Raw genomic sequence first — 23,055 nt, 5'->3', positions numbered from 1 at the left:
ATTCATCTTGTCCAATTAAGTTCAGCCGATCAGTGTTATCTGACTTGATAAATTGCCTCACCGACGGCATTCATGAGTCGTTGTAACTCAGCTTCAGTGCTATTAAACATTGGACCAAACTGAAGCGTATCTCCGCCAAAACGGACATAGAAACCTGCTTTCCAAAGTTGCATACCAATTTCAAAACCACGAATCGTCGCATCGCCATCACGCGGAGCTAATTGCACAGCACCAATCAGCCCGCAGTTGCGTATATCAAGAATGTTTGGAGCGCCTTTTAATTCATGTAGAAGTTTTTCAAAGCTTGGAGCCAAAGCAGCCGATTGATGAATTAAATTTTTCTTCTCTAAAACATCGAGCGTCGCTAAAGCCGCAGCACAGGCAACTGGATGCGCCGAATAGGTATAGCCATGGGTAAACTCAACCGCATGTTCTGGTAAATCTTGCTGCATAAAGGCATCATAAATTTCATGGCTTGCCACCACGCCACCCAACGGAATAGCGCCGTTGGTAATTTGTTTGGCAAAATTTAAAATATCTGGCGTAACGTCAAAATATTCTGAAGCCGTCCATTTCCCCATTCGCCCAAAACCAGTAATGACTTCATCAAAAATAAGTAAGATATCGTGTTGATCGCAGATTTCTCTTAAGCGTTTTAAATAACCAGTCGGCGGCACAATACATCCTGCCGAGCCAGAAACAGGCTCTACAATAACGGCAGCAATATTCGAAGCATCATGTAGCTCAATTAACTTAAGCATTTCATTGGCAAGCTCTACGCCACCAGTTTCAGCACAGCCTTTAGTAAAACTTAAATCGGGTTGTAAGGTATGCGGTAAATGGTCTACATCCATAAGCTGACCAAACATTTTACGGTTACCACCGATACCACCAAGACTTGTCCCCGCAACGTTTACACCATGGTAGCCACGTGCGCGACCAATCAACTTGGTTTTGCTTGGTTTGCCTTTAATTCGCCAATAGGCACGCGCCATTTTAATTGCGGTGTCGGCAGACTCTGAACCTGAGTCGGTAAAGAACACATGCTGCAATTTTTCAGGCATAAGCTGAATAATTCGTTCAGCCAATTGAAACGACAATGGATGACCAAACTGAAATGCTGGTGAGTAATCCAGCTTTGCCAACTGAGTACTTACGGCTTGCTGAATTTCAGGAAGCGTATGCCCAGCACCACACGTCCATAGACCTGATAATGAGTCATAGATCTCACGGCCATTGCTATCAATTAAATATGATCCTTTAGCACCGACAATCATCCGTGGATCTTTATGGAAATTACGATTTGCAGAAAATGGCATCCAATGCGCTTGATAATTTAAGCTCATCTGAGCATTTGATTGAACGGTTTCCGATGCTGCATCGTCATCAGTTAATTTGTCGATATCAAACATAATCACTCTTCTTGTTTTGAGGCTATTTTTTGAGTGTACAGAGCGATATAGTTTTGATAAATTCAAATTATCTTGAGTTTAGATTTAAAAAAACAAAACTAAATGAAACCTAAAAAATTAAATCAAGTCACTGATTTTGATATTAAATTACTTAAAGTATTTAAAACGGTTTGTGACTGTCACAGCTTTACATCTGCCGAAAGTATTCTTGGTATTAGTCGTTCTGCAATTAGTTTGCATATGAGCGATTTAGAAAATCGTCTGGGCATTCGGCTATGCCAACGTGGCCGCGCAGGGTTTGCATTAACTGATGAAGGTCGTGAAATTTTAGAATATATAGAAGTGCTCACCGCTTCTATCGAAGACTTTCGCTCTAAAGTTAATCAAATGCATAACCGTCTAAAGGGCGAATTTAATATAGGTATTATTAATAACCTTGTGACCATGCCAAGTGGCTACATTACCAATACGCTGGCACAACTCGCCGAAGAACATTCTGAAGTGATCATTAACATTAGCATGAGCACCCTTTCAGATATTGAGTGCCGTGTATTAGATAACCGTTTACATGCAGGAGCAATTCCCCTTGTGACTCCGCTGTCTGGCCTAGACTATTTTGATTTATATAGCGAAAGTTCATTTTTATATTGCGGTAAAAACCATCCCTTGTTTGGTAAATGTAGCAAGATGGATTTAGATGAATTAAAAAAATGGCAAGCTGTACTCCCTAATTATGCAATCACACCTGAAGCAGCAAAGTTGCACCAGCTTTTAGACTGTAAAGCGACAGCAAGCGACCGTGAAGGAATTGCCTTTCTAATTTTAACCGGAAAATTCTTAGGTTTTTTACCCGACCACTATGCAAAAAAATGGGTTGAAGATGGTTTTATGCAAGCTGTTTCAAAGGAGAAAATGCATTACAGCACACCCATTTGCTTAATTACTCATAAAGGCAAAAACCACAATATTATTTTAAAAACTTTTATGGAGATGCTTGAAAAACGGATTGTTGGAAGTTAAAAATCTTTGTTTTTTAATTTATTAAGCTCAAACATCGCATTTTTATATTCAAGATATGCCTTTTCACTGATTAGAACCACAGAGTCTTTCTCTTTTCGTGTAATTTTTACGGCGTAACCTAACAGCACTCTTTCCATGACTTTTGAAAATTGTGATCTTGCATTTGCATAATTAATTTGTTCCACAATATTAGCCCTAATCAGATAAAAGAAAGCCACTTTTGATATTAAAGTGGCTGTGATTACATTAAAAATTGTATCGACCTAATAAGTTGATTCGAGATAACTTCCCTTCTAAATCTGAAAAAGTTTCTCTCTTACCATAGGTATATTCCACACCAAGATCGACTTTCTCTACAGGCGTCCAGAATAAATTGACGCTTGCATTGATTAGCCTTTTATTTTGATCAGGATTATTTTCTGAAAAAATTGAATCTTTATAAACAAGGCTACCAGCAGATAAAGAAGAGCGTAAATTTTCATTCCATTTACGCATATACCCTAACTCGACAGAATCAAATTCACTTAGATACATTCGATTTTGATCAAAGTAGAACGCATCATTATCTTTTGAATACAGCATGTAACGGTTATCACCCGCTATGTGATAGTAATTGAATACAACTGAGTCGTTTTCAGAAAGCTTATACTTTGTGCCTAGCCCAGCTCCCCAAGCAAGTTTAGTTTGCTCTTCATTCGTATCAGAGATTGCTCGATTTTCATGTACCATTCCGTGCAATTGAACCAAAAAATTTGGATTCTTAAATTCATATCGCATGGTTAATGCAGGAAAACGGCTGCCGCCTTCTACATTTTTATTTTCAACATCACCGCCTTCCAAAGCGACTAATAATTTTTGTTTGGCATCAACAACGTGCTGATAACGGATTTGGATGTTACGCTGAGTTCCTGTACCCATCGCGCCTGTAAAATCAACCAAACTTGGAGCTGTATCACTATTAACAAAAGGTGAAGTGGTTTGACCAATCAACCAATTTCCTAGTGAAATATAAGCATGTCTAACCCGAACCGAACCATTACCGTTATCTCCGCCACTTCCCATGAAATCGGCTTCTAGCTTTCCAACCAAATCTCCTTTCGAGGTCGGCTTGACGATATCCACACCTACACGTGAAGTCGCAGCAGAAACATTTAATGATTTACTTGGTGAGTTTGAATTATCTAATGGTAATGACCCTGTTTTATTCGCAATTGAACGCGTTGAGCCTTCAAAATCATATGCGGCATCAACCCGAATATTTCCATAAAATTTAATTTTAGTTTGGTCAGCCGTAGTAAGCTTTTCGGTGCTTGAGGTTTTGTTTTGAATCAAGTCAGGTGTTTTGTTTAATCCATTATTTTTATTTAAATTTTGCTGCTCCATCAAATAATCTATTTGCTGTTGTAATTTAATTATTTTTTCATTTAGCGCTGAGTTATCTTCGCTTTTAGCTTGGGCTTGCTGCAATGAAATACTCATTAATAACGATAAATAAATAATCCCTTTATATTTCATGTCCTTTTCCTTTAGACGAAATTATCTAGACCAAATTGAAATTTCCTATTTTTCAATTAGCGACCTAATAATTATTGAGTTAACTTTTGAGAGGCTAACGAAGCTCAACCATTGACTTCGCTAGTTCCATTCCTGCTCGAATATTTTTGAATAACCTTATTCAGGTAATTCACATCCTTTTTGTTTTAAGCTGTTGATCACCCAGCTACGGTCATTTTCCCCTACGGCGATTTGATCTAATTGCTTTTGTTCAGCGGCATGTTTGGTACTTGCCTTCAGATAAACTTCTTCTACTTCTGCATACGGCACGCTTAAAAGCCCATCTTCATCCCCTAAAATCAAGTCTCCCGGTTCAATTACCATTCCATTGATTGCGATAGGGACATTAATTTCCCCCGGTCCGTCTTTATAAGGCCCTCGATGTGAAACTCCTGCCGCAAAAAGTGGGAAATCTCCCTCCCCAATTACAACCGAATCACGAATAGCGCCATTAATAACGATGCCGGCTATACCTTTTTTAATGGCATAAGCAACCATCATCTCTCCAATTAATGCATTGGTTAGATCGCCACCCGCATCAACCACAATGACATCTCCCGCTTGGGCGATATCAATAGCGTAGTGCAACATCAAGTTATCACCCGGACGCGCCTTAACTGTAATGGCAGGTCCACAAAGATATCCCTTTTTATGCATTGGTCTTAATTGAGCCCCACCTGAAGTCATTCGATTCATTGAGTCACTGACATTAGCGACTGGTAGATCTCGATATTGCTCAATCCATTTTTGCTCAACTTTTCTGTCGTTTTTTAGCACTCTAAAACCAATTGCCATAACTTTTCCCTTACATCAGTTTTCTTGTGCAAATTAATATGACAGCATTTTTTTGAAATGTCATTTCATTTTTGATTAAATTTAAACTAAAATTTACTCAATTTTTAAATTTAGTTTTTACTATTGACTATTTTTTTGAAATATCGTTTTAATAATATGGATTATTAAGGACGTATTTTGCTCAAAATACTTAAATGGAGTGCAAGTCAAAATGAAACGTAAAGTTCTTATCACGGGGCCAACATTAACTTCAGATGCGTTACTGTATGCTCAATCCCATGATATTCAGTTGATTCCAACTGAACCCTACATGGCAAAAGATGAAATGGAAAAACTCATCCATGATGAACAACCTGATGCAATCATTGTTCGGACAGGCAAACTTTCTAGAGATATGATTTTTGCTTCAGATAATTTAAAAGTCATTGCAAAACATGGTGTTGGGTTTGACACAATCGACACTCAAGCTGCCGCTGAACGAAAAATTCCTGTCACTATTGCCGTAGGTGCAAATGCACAATCTGTTGCCGAACACGCTTTTGCACTCATGTTTAATGTTGCTCGACAAGTCACATGGTTAGACCAACGTATTCGAGAAGGTCATTGGGACAAAGCAAGTGCAAATGGCGTGGAGTTATATGGTAAAACACTGGGCTTAATTGGTTTAGGGGCAATCGGTAGCATACTCATGAAGTTAGTGGCTCCCTTAAACATGAAAGTAAAAGTATATGATCCGTTTCTACAAAATCTGCCAGAGCTTGATTATGTAGAACAAGAGCATGACTTTGAAAAACTCTTAGAAACTAGCGACATTATCAGCCTACATTGTCCACTGACAGCAGAGAATAGACACTTATTTTCTCATGCCCAATTTGAAAAGATGAAACGATCAAGCATCTTAATTAATACAGCACGTGGTGAATTAATTGATCAGGCTGCATTAGTTGATGCACTAAAAAATAATAAAATTGCTGGTGCAGGTCTAGATACTTTTTCTTCAGAGCCACCTGAAAAAGATAATCCATTATGGGAATTACCTAATCTAGTTGTTACTCCTCACATAGGAGCAAACACAACAGATTCACGTAATCGCGTCGGTCTCTTAGCACTCGAACAGATTGTGAGTATTTGGGATGGTCAACTATTAAACCCACGAGCTATCGCTAACTGGAAGTTACTCAATAGCTAATCATGGAACTCAATTGTTTCTAAGCTTTTAGATGCGAGAACAATTAAAATATTGAATATAAAAAAGGATTTTTTTATGTCTACAGAATATTCTCAACCGAGTGCGATTGAACGTGAAACAATGCGCAAGGTGGCGTGGCGATTGCTGCCTTTTTTAACGCTTTGTTATGTGATTGCTATTATTGACCGTGGCAATATTGGTATGGCTTCATTACAAATGAATGAAGACCTTGGATTAACAGCTACTGCCTTTGGTTTTGCCAGTAGCTTATTTTTCTTTGCATATTTTCTATTTGAAGTACCCAGCAACCTCGCCATGCAAAAATTTGGAGCAAAAGTATGGATTGCCCGAATTATGGTGACTTGGGGGGTAATTTCAGCTGCAACAGCATTCGTTGAAAGCTCCACATCGTTATATATTATGCGCTTTTTGCTAGGCGCTGCCGAGGCTGGTTTTTTCCCTGGCGTGATTTTATATCTAACTTATTGGTTGCCCGCAAATTATAGAGGCCGAATGATTGCTATATTTATGGTGGCAATTCCGGGGGCAAACTTTTTAGGTTCACCATTATCTGGTTTTTTGTTATCCCTAGATGGTTTGATGGGCATGCGCGGATGGCATTGGCTATTTATTTTAGAAGGTATTCCTGCGATTTTACTGGGTATCGCTTGCCTATTTGTACTCACAGATCGACCAGAACAGGCAAAATGGCTCAATAGCGAACAAAAAGCTTGGTTAGTTGAAAGACTACAATTTGAACGCCAACAAAAAACTCCGATTGGTCATATTTCACTATGGCAACTTCTAAAGAATAAATATATTTGGGCTATGATCATTATTTACTCTGGTGCTTCTGCTGCCGGCAGTACAATGAGTGTTTGGGCACCACAATTAATTAAATCATTCGGTTTAAGCAATGTAGAAATTGGTTTAGTGAATGCAATTCCTTATGGCATCGCTTCTATTGCCATGATTCTTTGGGGTCGTAGCTCAGATCGTAAAAATGAACGCCTTTGGCATACAGCAATCGCTCTATTAATGATCTCAATTGGTTTATTAATTGCTTTGTTCACGTCTTCACTTATTGGCACAATCTTTTTACTCAGTATCGTTTTAATTGGTGCTTATTCTGTGAAAGGTCCATTCTGGGCTTTAGCATCCTCATGGATGTCACCGACTACAACGGCGGCAGGACTAGCAGCAATTGGCGCATGCGCTAACCTGATTGGTGGCGGCATGATGGTGAATATCTATGGCGCAATCCATGATGCAACAGGAAGCCATGCTATAGCCCTACTTCCACTTGCAGCCTTAAATCTCGTATCGGCTATTATGGTTTTCATTATGTCTAGAAAGAAAGCCGTTTTGTTTAACCAACCACAAAGCACTTCGTAAATAACACGAATAAAAAAGGGGCTAAATCATTAGCCCCTTTTTTATATTTAAAATATTAAGATTAATTACGAATACTCTTACCACCCAAACTTTTGGTCAAGTCATCTGCAATTTTAAAGAAGAAATCACCCACAGATTTTGCAATTTCCGAAGTAAAACGGCTTGATGGACCTGAAACAACCAATGCGCCAACCACATCATTTTGAGCATCAAATACTGGCAATGCCATTGAAGCAGCATGTGGCTCCGTTACACCCGTTGAATAAAAAGGATCAGTTCTTGATAAAACTTGTTCGTGTGTTGACCGTAATGCTTGAGCACCAGCCGCACCATCCATTGGTCGAACTTCACCCGGCTGAATATGAACGCGCAATCGATGGGTAGAGTTTATTCGATATTGGCAAAGGCGATATGCCCCATGTTTAACATAAAAAGAAGCTGTCTCACCAATTTCATCTACAAGTTGCTGTAAACAAGGCACAACATGTCGTTCTAGATCTAAAGCATCTTGATAAATTGTATTTAAACGCATAACTTCGCTGGCAAGCGTATATCTGCCATCTGAAAGACGGTTAACAAAACCAAAATCTTCTAGCGAAACGATTAAGCGCATGATAGTTGCTTTATTTAATTCTGTTCGTTCAGCGAGTTCTGCTAGGGTTAAAGATTTATCACCTATTCTAAAAGCAGTTAACAAAGTTAAAAGGCGATCAGCCGATGCATTTCCGCTTGTTGCTGGGTGAGGTTTAATTTTAACCATGTTTTTCCTACAATAGCTTGATATCAATTTTAATGTATTGAATTAGGTTTTTAACTTTACCATATTTCTTATATTTTAATTTAATCTCTCAAGTGACCTTCGGTTTTTCTTTAACCAACCATATAAAGCTTATTTCTTTCATATATTTATCATAAAACAATAAGTTCTTCCTTGAAGTCACAAACAGACCACTACACTGCTTTTCTTATAAAACCCCACCAATAATTGACATTTGGCGGGGCTTTCTATGCAGAGAAAATACGACAGGTTAAATCGTAAATTTTCCTAAACGAAAGATTAATATTTAAATGAGGATATTAAAAACGATAACCCACACCCAAATAAGTAATTAAAGGATCAATATCAACTTTGGTTGAGGCATGAATTAACTGCTTACCTGTTTTGCTATCAATTACATCAATATTTGCGCGGTTATTTAACTTTGCATAGGACACTGAACCAACAGCATACCAATTTGGCGTGATGTCATAAGTAGCGCCTAGACTCACAATTGGTGCAATCGCATCAGTCGTTTTAACTCGAACATATGGATTTGCACTTGAAGTTTTACCATCTAAGGCTGCACCAGCATTGTTATCTAGAACATTCTGAATCATATGACCCGCAGCAATTAAGTCAGAATTAATTTGGTCGTTTAACTTAATGTTAGAGAAGCGTGAATACATAATTCCAGCACCAATATATGGGCGCAATTTATTTACTCCTGCCTTTCCGAACTGATACTGAGCCTCTAATGCTGGAGTCCATGCTCGTACCGTAGCAGCTTTCGATTTATTACCCAGATTAGTAATCGGAATATCTTGTAATAAATCAAGCTTATCTCCTATAACCAAAGCAGCTAATCCTTCAGGATTTGCAAAACCAGATAACGGCGCGTTGATTTCTCCTTTCCCCTTAATATCAACTTTTGGAGGAATCCCACCGATTAACTGTAAAGACACGTTCTCATTCACATAGTAATTAAACATTAAACCCAGAGTGTCTACATCTTCTGCTTCAAGCCCTGTGCCTTTACCTTCCCATTGTTCTAATCCTTTAATGGTTGCTGTACCCGTGATATCTGGTGAAACCATGTCATTTTCATCTACAAGCCCTAATAACTGACCAACCGATTGTTGTTGATTGCCGTTTTCATCGACTGGATGACTAAATACCATATCGAGAACTTCTTTGGCATTTTCCCCAGTTGATAATGTTGCATTAGGGTCTATGGATTTCATAAATGCTGAAGTAGAAATAGTTCCGACTTTGGCAGTGGTTCCATTTGCTACAGCAGTATTTATGTTGAATGGATTTGCTTTCCCTTGTGGCATGACATGCAACCATCCAGCAGATACAGAAAACCGTTTAAATTCTGCATGTGCTGTTTGAGTTCCCGTTACAAAAGCCACAGCGAGCAGATTTCCGCCTATTAATTTTAAAATATCCATTTTATTTCCTTTATTTTATTTAAGAGGTTTCCATTAACCTCTTCATTTAAAATAAAGATTTTTTTAACTTTTGGTAAAATTTTCCGATAAAAAGCATTATAAAACAATATATTAATTTTAATTAATTTATTTTACTTGATTGAAAAATATACAATATAAGTGAATTTTCTATGGAAATTTATAAATTAAAAAAAGCCCACCTTCCGATGAGTGTATTTTTACTGAGATTAAAGCCTATTTTATTTTTCTTACATTTCACCCATAAAAAACTCCGCTAAATAATTTTTTAGCGGAGTCAAAAATACAGAATAGTCTGTATTTAGATTTAATCAAAAAAAATGCTATCGCATCTATGGAATTTAATTAGTAAATGAAAGAAAAACCATTTTCATAAATTTTATCTGTAGGGACATAGTAATATCCTTGACAAGCACCTGTTACATCATCTATTGCTCCGAGTGAAAGAATACCACTGGCAATCGTTAAAGCTGTAAATACCGGCCCACCACTATCACTACCACCACAAGTAGACGTATTTACATCTACCCAAAAACTGCCAGGAAATAGAGGCGCACCAGTATTAGGATCATATTCTGGAACAATTACACCCACACCTCTAACAGTACCGCAACTATATCCTGTTGCATTACCATAGTGACAAACACTATCACCAACTCTTGTTGCAGATAGAGTACGTCGACCAGTAAGTGTTCTAGTGGTGGTTGGTCCTACGTAGAACTTATTGGTGATATTGGCTGTTGTACTATTCCACTGAAGATCATTAGACTGTGCAAACGGAATCTCACCTACAAATGTATATGGAGTTCCATCCTGTTTACTCTTGAAGTTATTAGGGCAGTGAGCAGCTGTACTCATGTACTTTGTACCATTGGCATTTTTGATGCCAAAACCTGTAGTACAATCTGCATACATTGTTGAGCTGATTTGTCCTGCAACAAAAGTTCCACCATTAGCATCTACAAGAGGCTTTACAGACCAGTTAACTAAATTAATTTCTAGCGGTAAGTTCGGGTTGTTCCATTCAGCTTTGATTTGATCTATTTTTCTTTGGTTCTCTGTTGTTTGTTTGCCCTTTACGCGAACATAAATACTTCCACTTTTTTCGTCATATCCAACAGTTTGAACTTTAGAAAAATATTTACTAGCTAATTTAGCAGCTTTATTTAGTTGTCCTTTAGCATTCTCTCTTGTTTCTTTAGCTCCGTATTGAATTTCTATAGGCAAATTGCTTTTTGAAATAGCATTCCCTACCGCTACATTTCTTTTCTCATTCTGGCCATAACCTTTGACTCTAACCACAATTTTATATGTAGGTGCGTTTTCCACGTAAATACCACCTATACGCCCTTTAAATTCTTTTTCAATAGTGTCGAGTGCCGAGTCTCGGTTAGCTTCTAATACTAATGCTTTATTTGCTTCTGCTGTACTTACGCCATGCAATAAAGAATAGCTTCGAATATCTTGTTCAGCTCCATTATTTGGTGTAGCGAATGTATAAGTTGAGGATATTAAAATTGTTAGTGCTAATATTTTTTTCATTTTTTACCTTCTGGTCAAAAAAATAAGATTCAAATATAACGATATATTGTTTCTATAAAAACCAACCAAATTTTAAACATGAGGTGCATAACCTCGGGTATTCACATAATGTTTCACCATTAAATATAATATTTCTAAGGAAAAATTAGAGAATTACAATTTATAAAACAAAATATTCTTAACCGTTATTTTTTGTTTATTTTTTAAATAGTCTTTTTGCTTAACTTAGTATAAATATTAGAAGTTATAAGATGATGTCTCATAAACAATCAATAAGCTGGGGCTATCTTGTACCATAATTCCTGAGACTATCTGGTTGTAAAATATTATTTTTGATGCTGGCTCATTAATAAACCAAACTTACTAGCTATTATTTTTTTGTTTTAGAGCGGTTACTGCCCTGTCAAGATCGTCACAGCAAATGTTTATAACTCTGCTTACCACACTCATACGGTGTATCTTTTAATTCTTCCAATTCCTCTTGTAATTTTTGTCGATCATGTGGAAAAATATTCATAACATCCTGTTTTTTCAATCTAAATCTTTCTTTATTTAACTTCATAAATTCAATCATTGGTTTTTGTGCTTTCCCAACATCACATAAAAGGTCTGCTATTCTCATCTGATGTTTAAAGCTGACTTGTCCTGCCGAATGAATTCCGCTTAAATAATTTTCTAAATTTTGTTCAGCAGTTCGATAATTTTCTATCAATTTTACATAAGCTTCGATTTTCTCTTTTTCTAATTTTTCAGCATGTAAGTAAGTAGAGCTTAAATAAAATAAGATAAGATAAGGATAATTGAAAATAGTTTCATTTTTATTGGACGTAAAAATTCTTTGGATTTAAATTATAAATCAGAAACTCTAGTCTCAATAAACACTACTACAAAAAAAAGCCCACCTTCCGATGAGCTTTTTATTTAATTAAAATTAACGGTATGTATTAGGCGTTAAATTCTGCTAATACGGCTTATAATATCTATGATTTAAATACAATGACTACTTATTAAAAAAAAGAGCACCTAAGTGCTCTCTTGTTCTTATTGATTTTTGGATAAGGCAAAATTTATTGCCCTGTCATATGCGTGTTCTTGTAACTCTGTATACACATAGAAATGCTGTTCTGTCTTGGTAACAGGATTAATGAGTTTCATTGCTTCATAACTATGAGTATTTAAATCATTAGGATCAACATCAAATGCTTCTAATTGCTGCTCTCTCCACTCGCCACTTAGAACACCACCCACACAAAGCCATTTTGTTGAATTGTCTGACATATCATGTTTACTCTATATAATAGCTGTTGCCATCGGAACTGTTGAAAACCAAATTTAAAGTAGGGTAAATACATTCACCTTTTAACAAAATATATTCAACTTTGGGTCTCTGAACTCTAGAAGAATGACCGATTTTATTAGTATCTACTTCTGTATAGTTTGCGTGCGCTCTTTTTTCTTTACCTTGGAAATCAATAATTGTAATTTCTTTTAGCATTAATATGCTCCAATTTAATCATACATATTATGCCCAACGATATTTTTATACTATGAATATTTTGTAGGCAACTAGATTGAATTAATTTTTAAAAAACTATCAATCCAAAACGTGGAAAAAAATTATATATGTTTACTTTGTGTACCCCTACTTGAAAGTTGGATAAGGCAATTTCAAAATTTAAAGGATAAGACTCAACAGGTTATATATAATTGATTTTATTTATGAAATAAGTTGTCGACATAAAGATCCTTTCTTGGACAAATCAACACACATGAGTCTTAAAACTACCGCAATGTAAAGGCCTTTAAAGTGTACTATCAACTCTCCCTAATGAAGATAAGAAGATAAAAATGTCAGGTTTTAAAAGTTTTTTTTCAAAATACAACTAACCACGCTAATATCATCAAAGCTCAAATGAACAAGCATCCTGCAACACCACCTACCGAAACTCAACCTTCAGAAGTTCCAGGCACAGTAAAAGATCTGCCTGAGAATAATGAACAACCTGATCCTAATAACAAATAATTTCTTATTAACAGTGCTTTGGACGTTGTTTTGAGGCTCTGCTACTATAAAGAATAAATTAGTGCACTGATTTATTATACTATTAACTACTTTTATCAATTTGATTTGTTTAGTTATTTAAGAAATTACAGCCATTCATTCCAGAAAATTGATATGACTAGTCTCTCAGATATGAGGGGCTTTTTTAATTGTTTTTACTTAACCAGTATTTAGCCGACTCCGCCTAGATAGATTAAGCCCACCATAATTGGCAGGCTTATTTTTTAATATCTGAATTATGAAAGATAGGGATGTTTTTGCGCCAAATGATCATTCGCTATTTTTGTAATTTCAAAATAAGATAATTCTGCACAAAGCCAAAAACGATATATATTTTCGCCCACTAAGTAACTCTGGCGGTTGTATGTTGATTGTTTACTTGCATCTATTTCACTGGCTTCAAAGTAAGTACCTTCACGGTCATATACAACTTCACCATCTAAATCACCGCCAATACAAATGAACATTGTAATAATCCATAAATTTATGAAGATCAGCTTAACACATATAGAAAAAATCCCCCCAAAATAAGGATACTTTGCGGAGCTTTATTTAGTGTAAACAGTCAGGAATTTTTAGTCGTATTGGTTAGAGTAAATAAGCTTTATTAATCAAATATCATCATACAATTCGATAAAAATCGAATATCAACTCTTGATTGAACTTTCTATTTGAATTTTATACTTAATATTTTTCTCCTCATCAATATAGGATAGTAAATGTTCATCCCTTCTTTTCCTTAATTTTCCAATTTCTGAATCAATTTTTGCAGTAATCAACGATTCCTCTTCTTGCTCCTCATTAGGAATGTACTCACTTATTGATTTCATACTTTAACACTCCTGTTTTACTGCATTGTTAGTTTAGAACAACTAAATAAACAAGTGCATTAGAGTGTTTTTTATTATTAAAAGAAAATTTGAAATCTATAAAACAAAAAAGCCCACCTTCTGATGAGCTTTTTATTTAATTAAAATTAACGGTATGTATTAGACGTTAAATTCTGCTAATACAAAATTTTTTACTATTTCATCAAAATTAGGTTTCAGAAGAGTTAGCTTGCTATCTTTTATAGTTTTATACCAATAACTTGCTGCAACTCCCATACTGAACAAAGCTAAAAATTTCATTGCTCACCTCACTTATTGGGAAGAGTGAAATTTAAAGTATCATTCGCGTTTGTAGCATTCCAACTCGTTTTAGCGAGGTTTCTGTATGTATTTCAATCAATGTGTAATAAAAAAGTTCACAACTTTTTAGCTTTATTTAATGAAAATAGTGCAATTTATCTACACTTTTCCCAGTATCATGCCAACCTAAAATTTCCCATGTATAAAGTAAAGTTCTTAATAAAAGATAAAGAATGGTTATTCCTCATTTTTAACTTTGTCTGTAGAAGGTGTAATTATAAATGGTTGACTGAAGTAAACTGGATAATCCAGATTCTTATATCTAAGATTCAGCTTTTCTTGAAATATTTTAAAAATTGTAGCTCTTATCGCTTTTAAAATTTTTTCATCTTGCTCTGGATCACCACTACTCTTTGTAAGAACTACTTCGAACGAACCATTTTTATAAAGTTTTATACGTGCTTCTGCTGTTAGATTTTTTAGTCCTGATTTAGAAATTTGAACACGAGTTACTTCATCATTTGCATAGACAGACATACCAAGAGTTAAAACAAATAGCCCACTTACTAAATATTTTTTTATCATATTTTACCTATAGTTACGTTTACTCATATTTTTATAAGTGCTAGGATTAAATAAATTATTGAATAACATAAATAATATGAGCTTTAGTACTTATTTACCAGCTACATCTTTTAAAGGGACACACAACAATACCATTATCGAAGGTAGTTTCGAATCTGGTTCATTTGAAGGCCACCTTTTCTTTAATGGAAATTGGATTCAGGCTAAACTTTTGAATTATTATAAAAATTATGAGAGAACACTTAAATGTGGGATGAAGACTAATCAACGAGTAAAAATCTTGCTAGAGTTTTATGAATGGTTACCTGCTTACGGGACTCAAGCGACTAAAGAGCATTATGGCGAACAGTCTTTTAAATCAAAACTAAAGCTTTTTAAAGAAGCTGGATTTAATCAAAATTTCCTCGATATTATGAATGATTACTATCCTATCGAGTGTCCTGAATTTCGCCAATGGAAGTTTTTATTTAAATTTAATAGAAGACCATTAACGCTCATTGATTAAATTTAATAGAACTCGATTTGAATTTTGATAATTACACGAGAAAAAAATGGAATCTTTAGAAGTCGTTGCCGCAGTCATTCAACACCAGGATAAAATTTTATGTGCCCTTAAAGGTGAGCACAAGTACCCCTATTTATCGAATAAATATGAATTTCCCGGTGGCAAAGTCGAAGCGGATGAAACACTCGAACAAGCGTTAATTCGAGAGATTAAAGAAGAGCTCAATTTAGATATTCAAGTAACAGCATATCTATTAACTGTAGAGCACGGCTACCCTAACTTTAATATCGAACTGATCACTTTTATGTGTGTGACTAAGACTATTGAAGAGTTAGCGTTGAGTGAGCACCAGGATGTACAATGGTGCACAATCGATGAATTAGAACAGCTCGACTGGGCTGCTGCTGATATCCCCATCGTGAAATACTTACTTGATAATAAGACTACAGCATGTTGAAAGATTTTAGACAATTAAAACCAGGTACCATTTTAGATAATGATGGATTACGTGATTACTTCCTTTGCTCACCTCAGGGCGGAATGCGTCGGTCTCACAAGACGAATACCCTAATTATTGTTTCGAGTCCTATCAACTCTATTTATGAAGATCGATGGATCGGTGATGAACTGCATTACACTGGTATGGGTCAAGTAGGTGATCAGGAATTAAAAAGTCAAAATAGAACATTAGCTGAGAGTCATTCTAACGGCGTTTCAGTTCATCTTTTTGAAGTGTTTGTCGATAAAGAATATATCTATCAAGGCCCTGTTACTCTCGTAGCAGATCCATATCAAAAGATCCAACCTGATGCTAATAAACAAGATCGGTTAGTCTGGATATTCCCAGTTAAATTGTCTGATTCAAATATGGCGATTAGTGTAGAGACTATAGAGAGCACCAGTCAGAAAAAACAGCGTAAGTATAAGAAGAAATCGATTGAGCAATTGATGGCAGATGCTCAGGCTACAGCACAAATGCAAGTCAGCTACCGCAATACAAAGACTAAATACTTTATTCGTTCAGATGCTATTGCCCAGCTTGCGAAGCGTTTAGCAAATGGAATTTGTCAGCTTTGTGAACAACCTGCCCCTTTTAAAGACAAAAATAGTGAGCCTTACTTGGAAACTCACCATATTGAATGGTTGGCACACGGTGGACCAGATACCGTTGAAAATACGGTAGCTCTTTGTCCGAATTGTCATAAGAAAATGCATGTTGTGAATGCTGAGTCAGACCGGAAAAAACTATTATTTAAAATAAGTCAGATCAGATCAATTTTATAAGTTTATTAAAACTTGAAAATTCTAAGAAAGGAATGTCAAAATGAATGATAAAATATTTAAATTAATTATTGATATTAGTGGATGGGTTACAACATTAACAATAATTTTCTTTTTTTCTACTCTGTTATTGTTTAGCCATAACAACATTAATGAACCATTAAAAGAGTCTTGGTCTTTGTCAATAAACTTTTTTGCTAGCATCGGCACACTAAGTGCTGTTTTTGTAGCTATTTATGCCTTTTATTTTCAAGCATTACAAGCAGAACCCGTACTTGAATTAAAAATACAATCTATACACAGTACAAACGATAAAAATCTTGGGAGGTCAGTGCATAATATTAATATTTCCATTATTAATATTGGAGGAACAGCAATCTTATTTACACCAAAATTACATTTCACGGGTAAATTAGGCGATTCATTATTTTCTGTACAACCTGAATATGGATATGACATAATTCAAAATCTTGAGCAAAATAAAGATAAACACCTAATAATTACAATTCATAATAATTTAGATATCAACTTACATGAAATAATTAAGGAACTTAAATTAAATTTAGAGTTGGTATATAAAGATAAATTACAAAACAATTTCTCAAGAAATTTTAAAGTTATTTCAAAACTAAATTCACAAAATAAAGATTTTCTATATTTGATAAAAAAGCACCCTAAAGTGCTTTTTTTAAAATCTTATAAAGTTCAATATTAAAAACTGAATCTTTAGATCTAAGGTCAAAATCAGATTCTAAATAAATCCTTTTCAACCATGTAATATCACTATCAGCCTTACTGAACAAAGTAACTCCAACTAATGAGTTAAAAATGTTTAATGATAACTTTTCATTCTTAACATCCAGTAAACTCATTGTTTTTAATACTTTATTTAAATAAATTATTTTTTGTTTATCATCGACTTTTTTAGATAATAGAATTTTCCTTAACATTTCACCTAAACAATTTGAAGCAAAATCAATAGCAACAATCTTATCATTTTGATCTACAAGTAAAGTGTTTGAAGCTAAAACCCAATCACAACAATAATTCACCATAACATTTATTAAATAGTCAAATTTAAGCGGGTTTTCTTGCCAAGTTTCTGAATTTTCACTTCTATCAATATTATTTAAAATTTCATCTAAAAAATTATTATAATAATTTAACGACATATGATCATCTTTTTTTTGGTATATAGAACTACTTACCATAAAGTTAAAAAAATAGATTCCAACATATATTTTACAATTCCATCTTTCATCTGTAGAATAAAAATTATTACAGTAGCTATTATAGTAATTATTTTTACCATTTTGCGACCTTATAAATTCACACAAATAATCACCTATCGGTTGCCATAACATTACTTTAATTGCAACATCTGTATTAGAGAAGTAATAGTTAAGTAAAAAATTCTCTGGTAAAATATCAAATCCTTTGGAATACAAAAATCCTTGATTATCTTTAAGCTCCCGATACAATAAACTATTTTCATTAGAAATTAAAAGTTTAAAAAAACCATCAACAAATTCCTCAATTCTCAAAAAGCAATTTAAAGAAGTTAATTTAATTGGAATAGTTGAATGAACATCAACCAAGTAATTCAAAAATCCTGAAGACTTAATTAGCCTTGAAATTGAATTAATTAAATTAGTTTTCCCACTTATTTCTTTAGGCATATACAATAAAATTCTACTAAAAACAAAAAATTTAAATTTTCTAAATTTACTGATTTTTATTGATGAAATATTTAAAATTTCTTCATATCTCAACTGAGAGTTGACTCTAATAAATTTATGAAAATTTTCATATAATCCTTGCCTATCAATTTCAAATAAAAACTGATCAAGATATTTCTCAAATAAAAAATTTAAAATATTATATTTCTTATCTTTTAAAAGCTTATAAGAAAAGTCATCCCACTCATCATAATTAGATATAGGTAACCTTTTACTACGCAACTTTAATACAAAAATAAGGCTCATTAATATCACACATGTTAAAACAACTGTTTTATCATCAAACCCCCAAATATAATTAATACCTTCTATATTAAAAACTTCTATTACTACACTCGAATAAATAACTACTAAAGCAATCAAATTAAATACAAAAAAGCATAATGTATCTATCCAAGAAACTCTTAAAAAAAAATCTTGTCTTCTTTCTTCAGAAATCAAAGTAATAATTGCAATAAAAATTCCTAATACGGTAAATAAACCACTAGCATCCATTGTAATATTCTTAAGCTAAGTATATGAAATTGACTAATTATACCCAATAATCCCATACCGACAATGCAACACAGCTAACTCATCCTTAACATTATCATTTCCCACCAAAAAACCTCTCCACCACCATATCCCTCTCATCCAAACGATTTGAGCTTAAAATCTGAAACATCAAACCATCGATTAAGTTTAAAACCATATTGGCATCGGGTTTTAGTGTGCTGTTCTCTAAACTAAAAACCAGATCAAAAAGTTCTCGAAGCAACCATTTTCTATACTCAATTGCCATTTGGTAGGCCTGAGAGTAAATCTGTTTAATTTCAAAAATAGCTTTAAGCAATAGATAGTACAGACTATTAAAATTGACATGTAAAGCAATAATCTCTTTGAGTTTATCGCTTGAGGTTCGGTAATTACTTGAGTAAATAATTGCCAACACTTCTTCTTTCAATCGGCTTTTTTGAAAAGAGACGCACCTTTCAACAAGCCGCTCTTTTGAATGAAAGTAGTTATAAAAAGTGGCTTTAGGAATTTTGGATTCTTTGGCAATTAAGTCCACGCCCGTATTGTGAAATCCATAGAGATCGAACAGCTCTATTGCAGTATGAATAACCTGTAATTTTTTGGAAGAAGTTTCTAAAGTTGGCATAGTTTTACCGTTATAAATTCTTGTTGTTTCTAAATGAGATACTTTTTTGGGAGAAAAAAAGGCACAGCAAAGCCGTAAAGACTGTGCGTGGCACATCTCAAGTTTTATTGTTGCTAAGTTTTAGACGTGAAGATTTAAAGTCCGATAAGCCTATAGCTCATCAAACAGCTTTAAATTGACTTAAGTTGTGTCGAGATAGATTTTGACAGTGACTGCCAATAATTTATGAATGTGCATAGCCAACTCCTTCTTTTGGGAGTTCTGCCAAAGCATTATAAATTATGGTGGCAGAACGGAAGCAGGTTGACGGACTGGTTCAACTCCAGCACACTCGAAAGTGTCCCACTCCCGTCCTACCGCTACGGGAGGGAACGAGATGTGCACACAAAACTATTCCTCAGAAGAAATAATCCTGATGTGGTTGAATTACGGTCCGTCAAAACCGACTGGCAATGTAGGCCAGCCCGCAAATGGTAATCTTCAAAAATTAAGGTGTCAATGTGAAATTGGCTAGAAATTATTTAATTAATTATTGTTTTTCATTTAATTACACAATTAAGAAAAACCTTAAATATTAACTTAATAAAACCCTCCTGTTTTATAAACATGTTAGCTGTTAGGTTCAACTTGAGTCGTTTTACTACTTGAATATATAAAATAAAGCGCAATCGCTAAACAAATGAGCGCGCCCAATCTATAAGTTGAAAAAGGCAGAATTTCATTGCCAAACCAACCAAAATTATCAATTAACATACTCATGAGAAGTTGCCCAAAAATCACCGCAACAGTTGCAACAGCCGCCCCGATTCTTTGCACAGCTAAGACCATAATCACAATATAAGGAACGCCACACATTGCACCTAGTAATTGCCATTTAGATACATCTAATAAGGTTAAAGTTTGCTTGGGTTCAAAATAAAAAATCAGTAATGCGGTAATTAAAGCGCCTACAGAAAACGTTAAAAATGCACTACGGAATACGCCAACTTTACTGCCAAGCTGTCCATTAATTGCTGCTTGTACACTGAGTAAAGCACCGCCGATGACTGCCAATAAAATCATAAATATAGTCATATTTCCCCCTTATGCTTTTGCGACTAATGAAAGTGCAACCACAATAAAAACAAGCGCAAGCACACGGTTTCGATCTACTTTTCTATGCGGGGTTCCGAGTAACCCATAATGATCAATAATCAGGCTCTTAAAAACTTGACCAGCCAAAATCCCAATCATGGTCATGGCAATACCAATAATCGGCGCTGTGATGGTGAGAATAATGACGTAGATCGGGCCAATTACCCCACCCAATAACTGCCATGATGGAAGAGTAAAAAATGAGGGACTATTGCGAGGACTAAAAAACAACATAAGTAGAAAGGTAAGTGCGGCCCCTACTCCAAAAATACTAAAAGTGGCCCACAATTCTCCAACTTGTGTACCTAATGGCCCTAAAAGACCTGCTTCTACAGATAGCCCCATCCCACCTAAAATGGTTAGAAACAGTAATAGAATTTGCATGAACATTGCCTCATGGTATTTAGGCAACGAATCATAGAGTAGCCAATTCAGCAGAAAAACAGCATAATCCACGAATCACTTTTGCAGAAATTGCACAGATGAATTTGTCAAATTCGATTGATATTCGTACCCTCCGCTTTTTTATCAGTGTATATAAAGCTCAAAACTTCTCTGTTGTGGCGAGAAAAGAAGATGTTTCGGCATCGATGATTTCTCGGACTATTCAACAGTTAGAAGATGCCTTGGGACAACAACTTTTTTATCGAAATACACGAGCAATCACACCGACCGAATCGGGTAAATTATTTTTTGAATATGCCAAAAGAATTACAGAGCAATTTGATGAAGCTCAAAAAGCATTGCAGGATAAAACTGTAGAGCCCTCTGGGCTGGTTAGAATTAATGCACCCGTATTTTTTGGTCAAAGACATATTGCGCCGTGGTTAGCAGGTTTATCAGAACGTTATCCACGGCTTTTAATCGAACTGATTCAGACAGACGAATTTATAGACCCTCTTCGGGACAGTACTGATTTAATATTTCGCATTGGAACCCTCACAGATTCATCGTTTCATGCGCGTATTTTTGGCACACAAAAATATCATTTGGCGGCCTCTCCTGCTTACATTGCTAAATACGGTACTCTTGATCATCCCAAAGCACTCAATAAACATAAATGTTTAGTCTATAAAGGGTTTGAAGGACCTAACCGTTGGTTAATTAGAAAGCCAGATGAGGAATGGGTACATTATCCAATTGTGCCTTTACTTGCTTCAAATAATGCTGAGAGCTTAATGACGGCGGCACTCAATGGGATGGGAATTGTTTTATTTCCTGACTGGCTCATTGGTGAGGCATTAAAGCATGGCGAATTAATAAAACTTTTACCTCAATATGAAGCATCTATTAAACCTCAACCACAGCACATCGCAGCAATTTATCCTAATGTGCGTCATCCGCCTTTAAACATTCGGGTAATTATTGATTATTTTGCTGAAGTCTACGGTGAAACACCTTATTGGCAGGATTAATTTTTCTTTTAATTAGGATTTATAAAGAAAAAATACCCTGCACGTTAGGCCTCTTTTTAATTAAGCTTATTCATTTTGTTTAAAAATGCTAAAGCTTGCTCAGTTGACCCTTCATTTAAAGGGCTGTGGTCGGGGTTAAAGTATCGCAAACATGCAAATATTATATTATCAACTTTAGGCACACGGTCTTGTCGAGCTGCTCGGAAATAATCTTTGAAACGAAAACGATGTGGTAATTGCGCATCTTGTTCTACTAGATTTTCGACAGCAACATAAGCCAAAACAATAAATAAAGGGAATGTGAAAACCGCTGCCCCCACTCGAAGTACATTACTATTGCTAAAATATCTAAACATTGCATCGGCTACTTCACGGTGCTCAACCTCTTCAGCCCCATGCCATTGCAATAACCGTAACATTTCCACATCGACAGGTGCGTGTTGTAACCCCTCTGCATTGAGAACCCAATGCCCTAATAGTCCAGTCAGATGCTCGGCAGCAGCCACCATTGCTAATCGGGTCGTTAGCCACATCGACTTTAAGCGTGGATGCTTCAATTCATAACCTAATGGTTTTGGGCCAATCATGTCATTAAATATCCAATTCATCAGTTTGGTATAACGACTTAAATCAATCCCTAACGCCTCTATATGCCGAGTTCCGAGAGTGTGCCCATAACTATGAGCACCCTCTTGTTTAATGAAAGCAATTGCAGCCTCTTTAAGTTTTTCATCTTTAATATAAGGCAATGCATCTCTAAACGTCTGACAAAACCAACGTTCTGGTGCAGGTGTAATTGGGTTAATTGAATTTAATATTTGTGAAACTATGGGATCATCATAAATCCAATGCGTTGGCGTTTCAGTAAAATTAAATACAGGACGCCGCGGAACAATCATATGGTTTTGTCTGATTAAACTATTCATG

General features: G+C 35.2%; 27 protein-coding genes. 8 read left to right on the top strand and 19 right to left on the bottom strand.

Going from position 1 to position 23,055, the window contains the following annotated elements:
- Window positions 1–35 precede the first annotated feature (35 nt).
- Window positions 36–1,418, bottom strand: coding sequence for an omega-aminotransferase AptA (aptA, locus tag MJX77_RS14265; protein WP_252059427.1), 1,383 nt, complete (start codon window positions 1,416–1,418; stop codon window positions 36–38).
- Between the two features lie 96 nt (window positions 1,419–1,514).
- On the opposite strand from aptA, the gene MJX77_RS14260 reads away from it, so the two are divergent.
- Window positions 1,515–2,432 (top strand): LysR family transcriptional regulator, encoded by a 918-nt coding sequence (locus tag MJX77_RS14260; protein ID WP_252059426.1) that lies wholly within the window; start codon window positions 1,515–1,517, stop codon window positions 2,430–2,432.
- On the opposite strand, the gene MJX77_RS14255 is transcribed toward MJX77_RS14260, so the two are convergent.
- From MJX77_RS14255 to MJX77_RS14245, 3 genes are all read right to left on the bottom strand, one after another.
- Window positions 2,429–2,617 (bottom strand): type II toxin-antitoxin system Phd/YefM family antitoxin, encoded by a 189-nt coding sequence (locus MJX77_RS14255; protein WP_016138054.1) that lies wholly within the window; start codon window positions 2,615–2,617, stop codon window positions 2,429–2,431. The genes MJX77_RS14260 and MJX77_RS14255 overlap by 4 nt on opposite strands.
- 61 nt (window positions 2,618–2,678) lie before the next feature.
- Entirely contained in the window at window positions 2,679–3,947 is a 1,269-nt protein-coding gene (locus MJX77_RS14250; RefSeq protein ID WP_252059425.1) for a DcaP family trimeric outer membrane transporter, read from the bottom strand.
- 156 nt (window positions 3,948–4,103) lie between these two features.
- Window positions 4,104–4,781, bottom strand: a complete 678-nt coding sequence (locus MJX77_RS14245; RefSeq protein ID WP_252059424.1) for an RraA family protein — start codon at window positions 4,779–4,781, stop codon at window positions 4,104–4,106.
- Window positions 4,782–4,980: 199 nt separating this feature from the next.
- On the opposite strand from MJX77_RS14245, the gene MJX77_RS14240 reads away from it, so the two are divergent.
- Window positions 4,981–5,970 carry a hydroxyacid dehydrogenase gene (locus tag MJX77_RS14240; RefSeq protein WP_080973570.1) on the top strand — a complete coding sequence of 330 codons (990 nt, stop codon included), beginning with the start codon at window positions 4,981–4,983 and terminating at the stop codon, window positions 5,968–5,970.
- A gap of 75 nt (window positions 5,971–6,045) precedes the next feature.
- Window positions 6,046–7,365, top strand: coding sequence for an MFS transporter (locus MJX77_RS14235; RefSeq protein WP_252059423.1), 1,320 nt, complete (start codon window positions 6,046–6,048; stop codon window positions 7,363–7,365).
- 61 nt (window positions 7,366–7,426) lie between these two features.
- On the opposite strand, the gene MJX77_RS14230 is transcribed toward MJX77_RS14235, so the two are convergent.
- The 10 genes from MJX77_RS14230 to MJX77_RS14185 form a co-directional block, all read right to left on the bottom strand.
- The gene (locus MJX77_RS14230) at window positions 7,427–8,125 is read right to left on the bottom strand and encodes an IclR family transcriptional regulator (RefSeq protein WP_013197779.1); all 699 of its coding nucleotides are present in this window, start codon (window positions 8,123–8,125) and stop codon (window positions 7,427–7,429) included.
- A gap of 317 nt (window positions 8,126–8,442) precedes the next feature.
- Window positions 8,443–9,576, bottom strand: coding sequence for an OmpW/AlkL family protein (locus MJX77_RS14225; protein ID WP_252059422.1), 1,134 nt, complete (start codon window positions 9,574–9,576; stop codon window positions 8,443–8,445).
- A gap of 363 nt (window positions 9,577–9,939) precedes the next feature.
- Window positions 9,940–11,136, bottom strand: a complete 1,197-nt coding sequence (locus tag MJX77_RS14220) for a S1 family peptidase (protein ID WP_225623320.1) — start codon at window positions 11,134–11,136, stop codon at window positions 9,940–9,942.
- Between the two features lie 412 nt (window positions 11,137–11,548).
- The gene (locus tag MJX77_RS14215; protein ID WP_502806542.1) at window positions 11,549–11,866 is read right to left on the bottom strand and encodes a hypothetical protein; all 318 of its coding nucleotides are present in this window, start codon (window positions 11,864–11,866) and stop codon (window positions 11,549–11,551) included.
- 311 nt (window positions 11,867–12,177) lie between these two features.
- A complete protein-coding gene (locus tag MJX77_RS14210) occupies window positions 12,178–12,414 on the bottom strand; it encodes a hypothetical protein (protein WP_013197775.1) in 237 nt (78 codons plus the stop codon).
- A 7-nt stretch (window positions 12,415–12,421) separates the two neighbouring features.
- Window positions 12,422–12,631, bottom strand: a complete 210-nt coding sequence (locus MJX77_RS14205) for a hypothetical protein (protein ID WP_005305637.1) — start codon at window positions 12,629–12,631, stop codon at window positions 12,422–12,424.
- Window positions 12,632–13,434: 803 nt separating this feature from the next.
- Window positions 13,435–13,665: a hypothetical protein gene (locus tag MJX77_RS14200; RefSeq protein ID WP_005305644.1), complete on the bottom strand. Its 231-nt coding sequence runs from the start codon at window positions 13,663–13,665 to the stop codon at window positions 13,435–13,437.
- A 180-nt stretch (window positions 13,666–13,845) separates the two neighbouring features.
- Window positions 13,846–14,028 (bottom strand): hypothetical protein, encoded by a 183-nt coding sequence (locus MJX77_RS14195; protein WP_005305647.1) that lies wholly within the window; start codon window positions 14,026–14,028, stop codon window positions 13,846–13,848.
- 159 nt (window positions 14,029–14,187) lie between these two features.
- Window positions 14,188–14,328, bottom strand: a complete 141-nt coding sequence (locus MJX77_RS14190) for a hypothetical protein (protein WP_252059420.1) — start codon at window positions 14,326–14,328, stop codon at window positions 14,188–14,190.
- A 237-nt stretch (window positions 14,329–14,565) separates the two neighbouring features.
- Window positions 14,566–14,913 (bottom strand): TonB C-terminal domain-containing protein, encoded by a 348-nt coding sequence (locus tag MJX77_RS14185; RefSeq protein WP_252059419.1) that lies wholly within the window; start codon window positions 14,911–14,913, stop codon window positions 14,566–14,568.
- Between the two features lie 76 nt (window positions 14,914–14,989).
- On the opposite strand from MJX77_RS14185, the gene MJX77_RS14180 reads away from it, so the two are divergent.
- The 4 genes from MJX77_RS14180 to MJX77_RS14165 are packed head-to-tail and all read left to right on the top strand — an operon-like array spanning window position 14,990 to window position 17,414.
- Entirely contained in the window at window positions 14,990–15,418 is a 429-nt protein-coding gene (locus MJX77_RS14180; RefSeq protein ID WP_252059418.1) for a hypothetical protein, read from the top strand.
- A 46-nt stretch (window positions 15,419–15,464) separates the two neighbouring features.
- Window positions 15,465–15,875 carry a (deoxy)nucleoside triphosphate pyrophosphohydrolase gene (locus tag MJX77_RS14175; protein WP_252059417.1) on the top strand — a complete coding sequence of 137 codons (411 nt, stop codon included), beginning with the start codon at window positions 15,465–15,467 and terminating at the stop codon, window positions 15,873–15,875.
- Entirely contained in the window at window positions 15,869–16,702 is an 834-nt protein-coding gene (locus MJX77_RS14170) for an HNH endonuclease (protein WP_252059416.1), read from the top strand. The genes MJX77_RS14175 and MJX77_RS14170 overlap by 7 nt, the downstream gene beginning before the upstream one ends.
- 40 nt (window positions 16,703–16,742) lie before the next feature.
- Window positions 16,743–17,414 carry a hypothetical protein gene (locus MJX77_RS14165; RefSeq protein ID WP_252059415.1) on the top strand — a complete coding sequence of 224 codons (672 nt, stop codon included), beginning with the start codon at window positions 16,743–16,745 and terminating at the stop codon, window positions 17,412–17,414.
- Here MJX77_RS14165 and MJX77_RS14160 read toward each other — a convergent pair.
- The 4 genes from MJX77_RS14160 to MJX77_RS14145 all read right to left on the bottom strand — a co-directional run bounded on the left by MJX77_RS14160 (window position 17,374) and on the right by MJX77_RS14145 (window position 21,097).
- A complete protein-coding gene (locus MJX77_RS14160) occupies window positions 17,374–18,933 on the bottom strand; it encodes a hypothetical protein (RefSeq protein ID WP_252059414.1) in 1,560 nt (519 codons plus the stop codon). The two genes, MJX77_RS14165 and MJX77_RS14160, sit on opposite strands and share 41 nt — an antisense overlap.
- 94 nt (window positions 18,934–19,027) lie before the next feature.
- Complete coding sequence (locus tag MJX77_RS14155) at window positions 19,028–19,579, bottom strand: TetR/AcrR family transcriptional regulator (protein WP_252059413.1); 552 nt, start codon at window positions 19,577–19,579, stop codon at window positions 19,028–19,030.
- Window positions 19,580–20,188: 609 nt separating this feature from the next.
- On the bottom strand, window positions 20,189–20,653 hold the full coding sequence (locus tag MJX77_RS14150) for a DMT family transporter (RefSeq protein WP_252059412.1): 465 nt from the start codon (window positions 20,651–20,653) through the stop codon (window positions 20,189–20,191).
- 9 nt (window positions 20,654–20,662) lie between these two features.
- A complete protein-coding gene (locus MJX77_RS14145; protein WP_252059411.1) occupies window positions 20,663–21,097 on the bottom strand; it encodes a DMT family transporter in 435 nt (144 codons plus the stop codon).
- Between the two features lie 98 nt (window positions 21,098–21,195).
- On the opposite strand from MJX77_RS14145, the gene MJX77_RS14140 reads away from it, so the two are divergent.
- Complete coding sequence (locus tag MJX77_RS14140) at window positions 21,196–22,128, top strand: LysR family transcriptional regulator (protein ID WP_252059410.1); 933 nt, start codon at window positions 21,196–21,198, stop codon at window positions 22,126–22,128.
- Window positions 22,129–22,184: 56 nt separating this feature from the next.
- On the opposite strand, the gene MJX77_RS14135 is transcribed toward MJX77_RS14140, so the two are convergent.
- Window positions 22,185–23,054: a metal-dependent hydrolase gene (locus tag MJX77_RS14135; RefSeq protein WP_252059409.1), complete on the bottom strand. Its 870-nt coding sequence runs from the start codon at window positions 23,052–23,054 to the stop codon at window positions 22,185–22,187.
- Between the last annotated feature and the right edge of the window lies 1 nt (window position 23,055).

Source organism: Acinetobacter sp. AHP123, from assembly GCF_023757925.1.
Classification (GTDB): Bacteria; Pseudomonadota; Gammaproteobacteria; order Pseudomonadales; family Moraxellaceae; genus Acinetobacter; species Acinetobacter oleivorans.
Note: the sequence above shows the minus strand (reverse complement) of the source record. Positions and strands in the feature narration are given on the sequence as shown.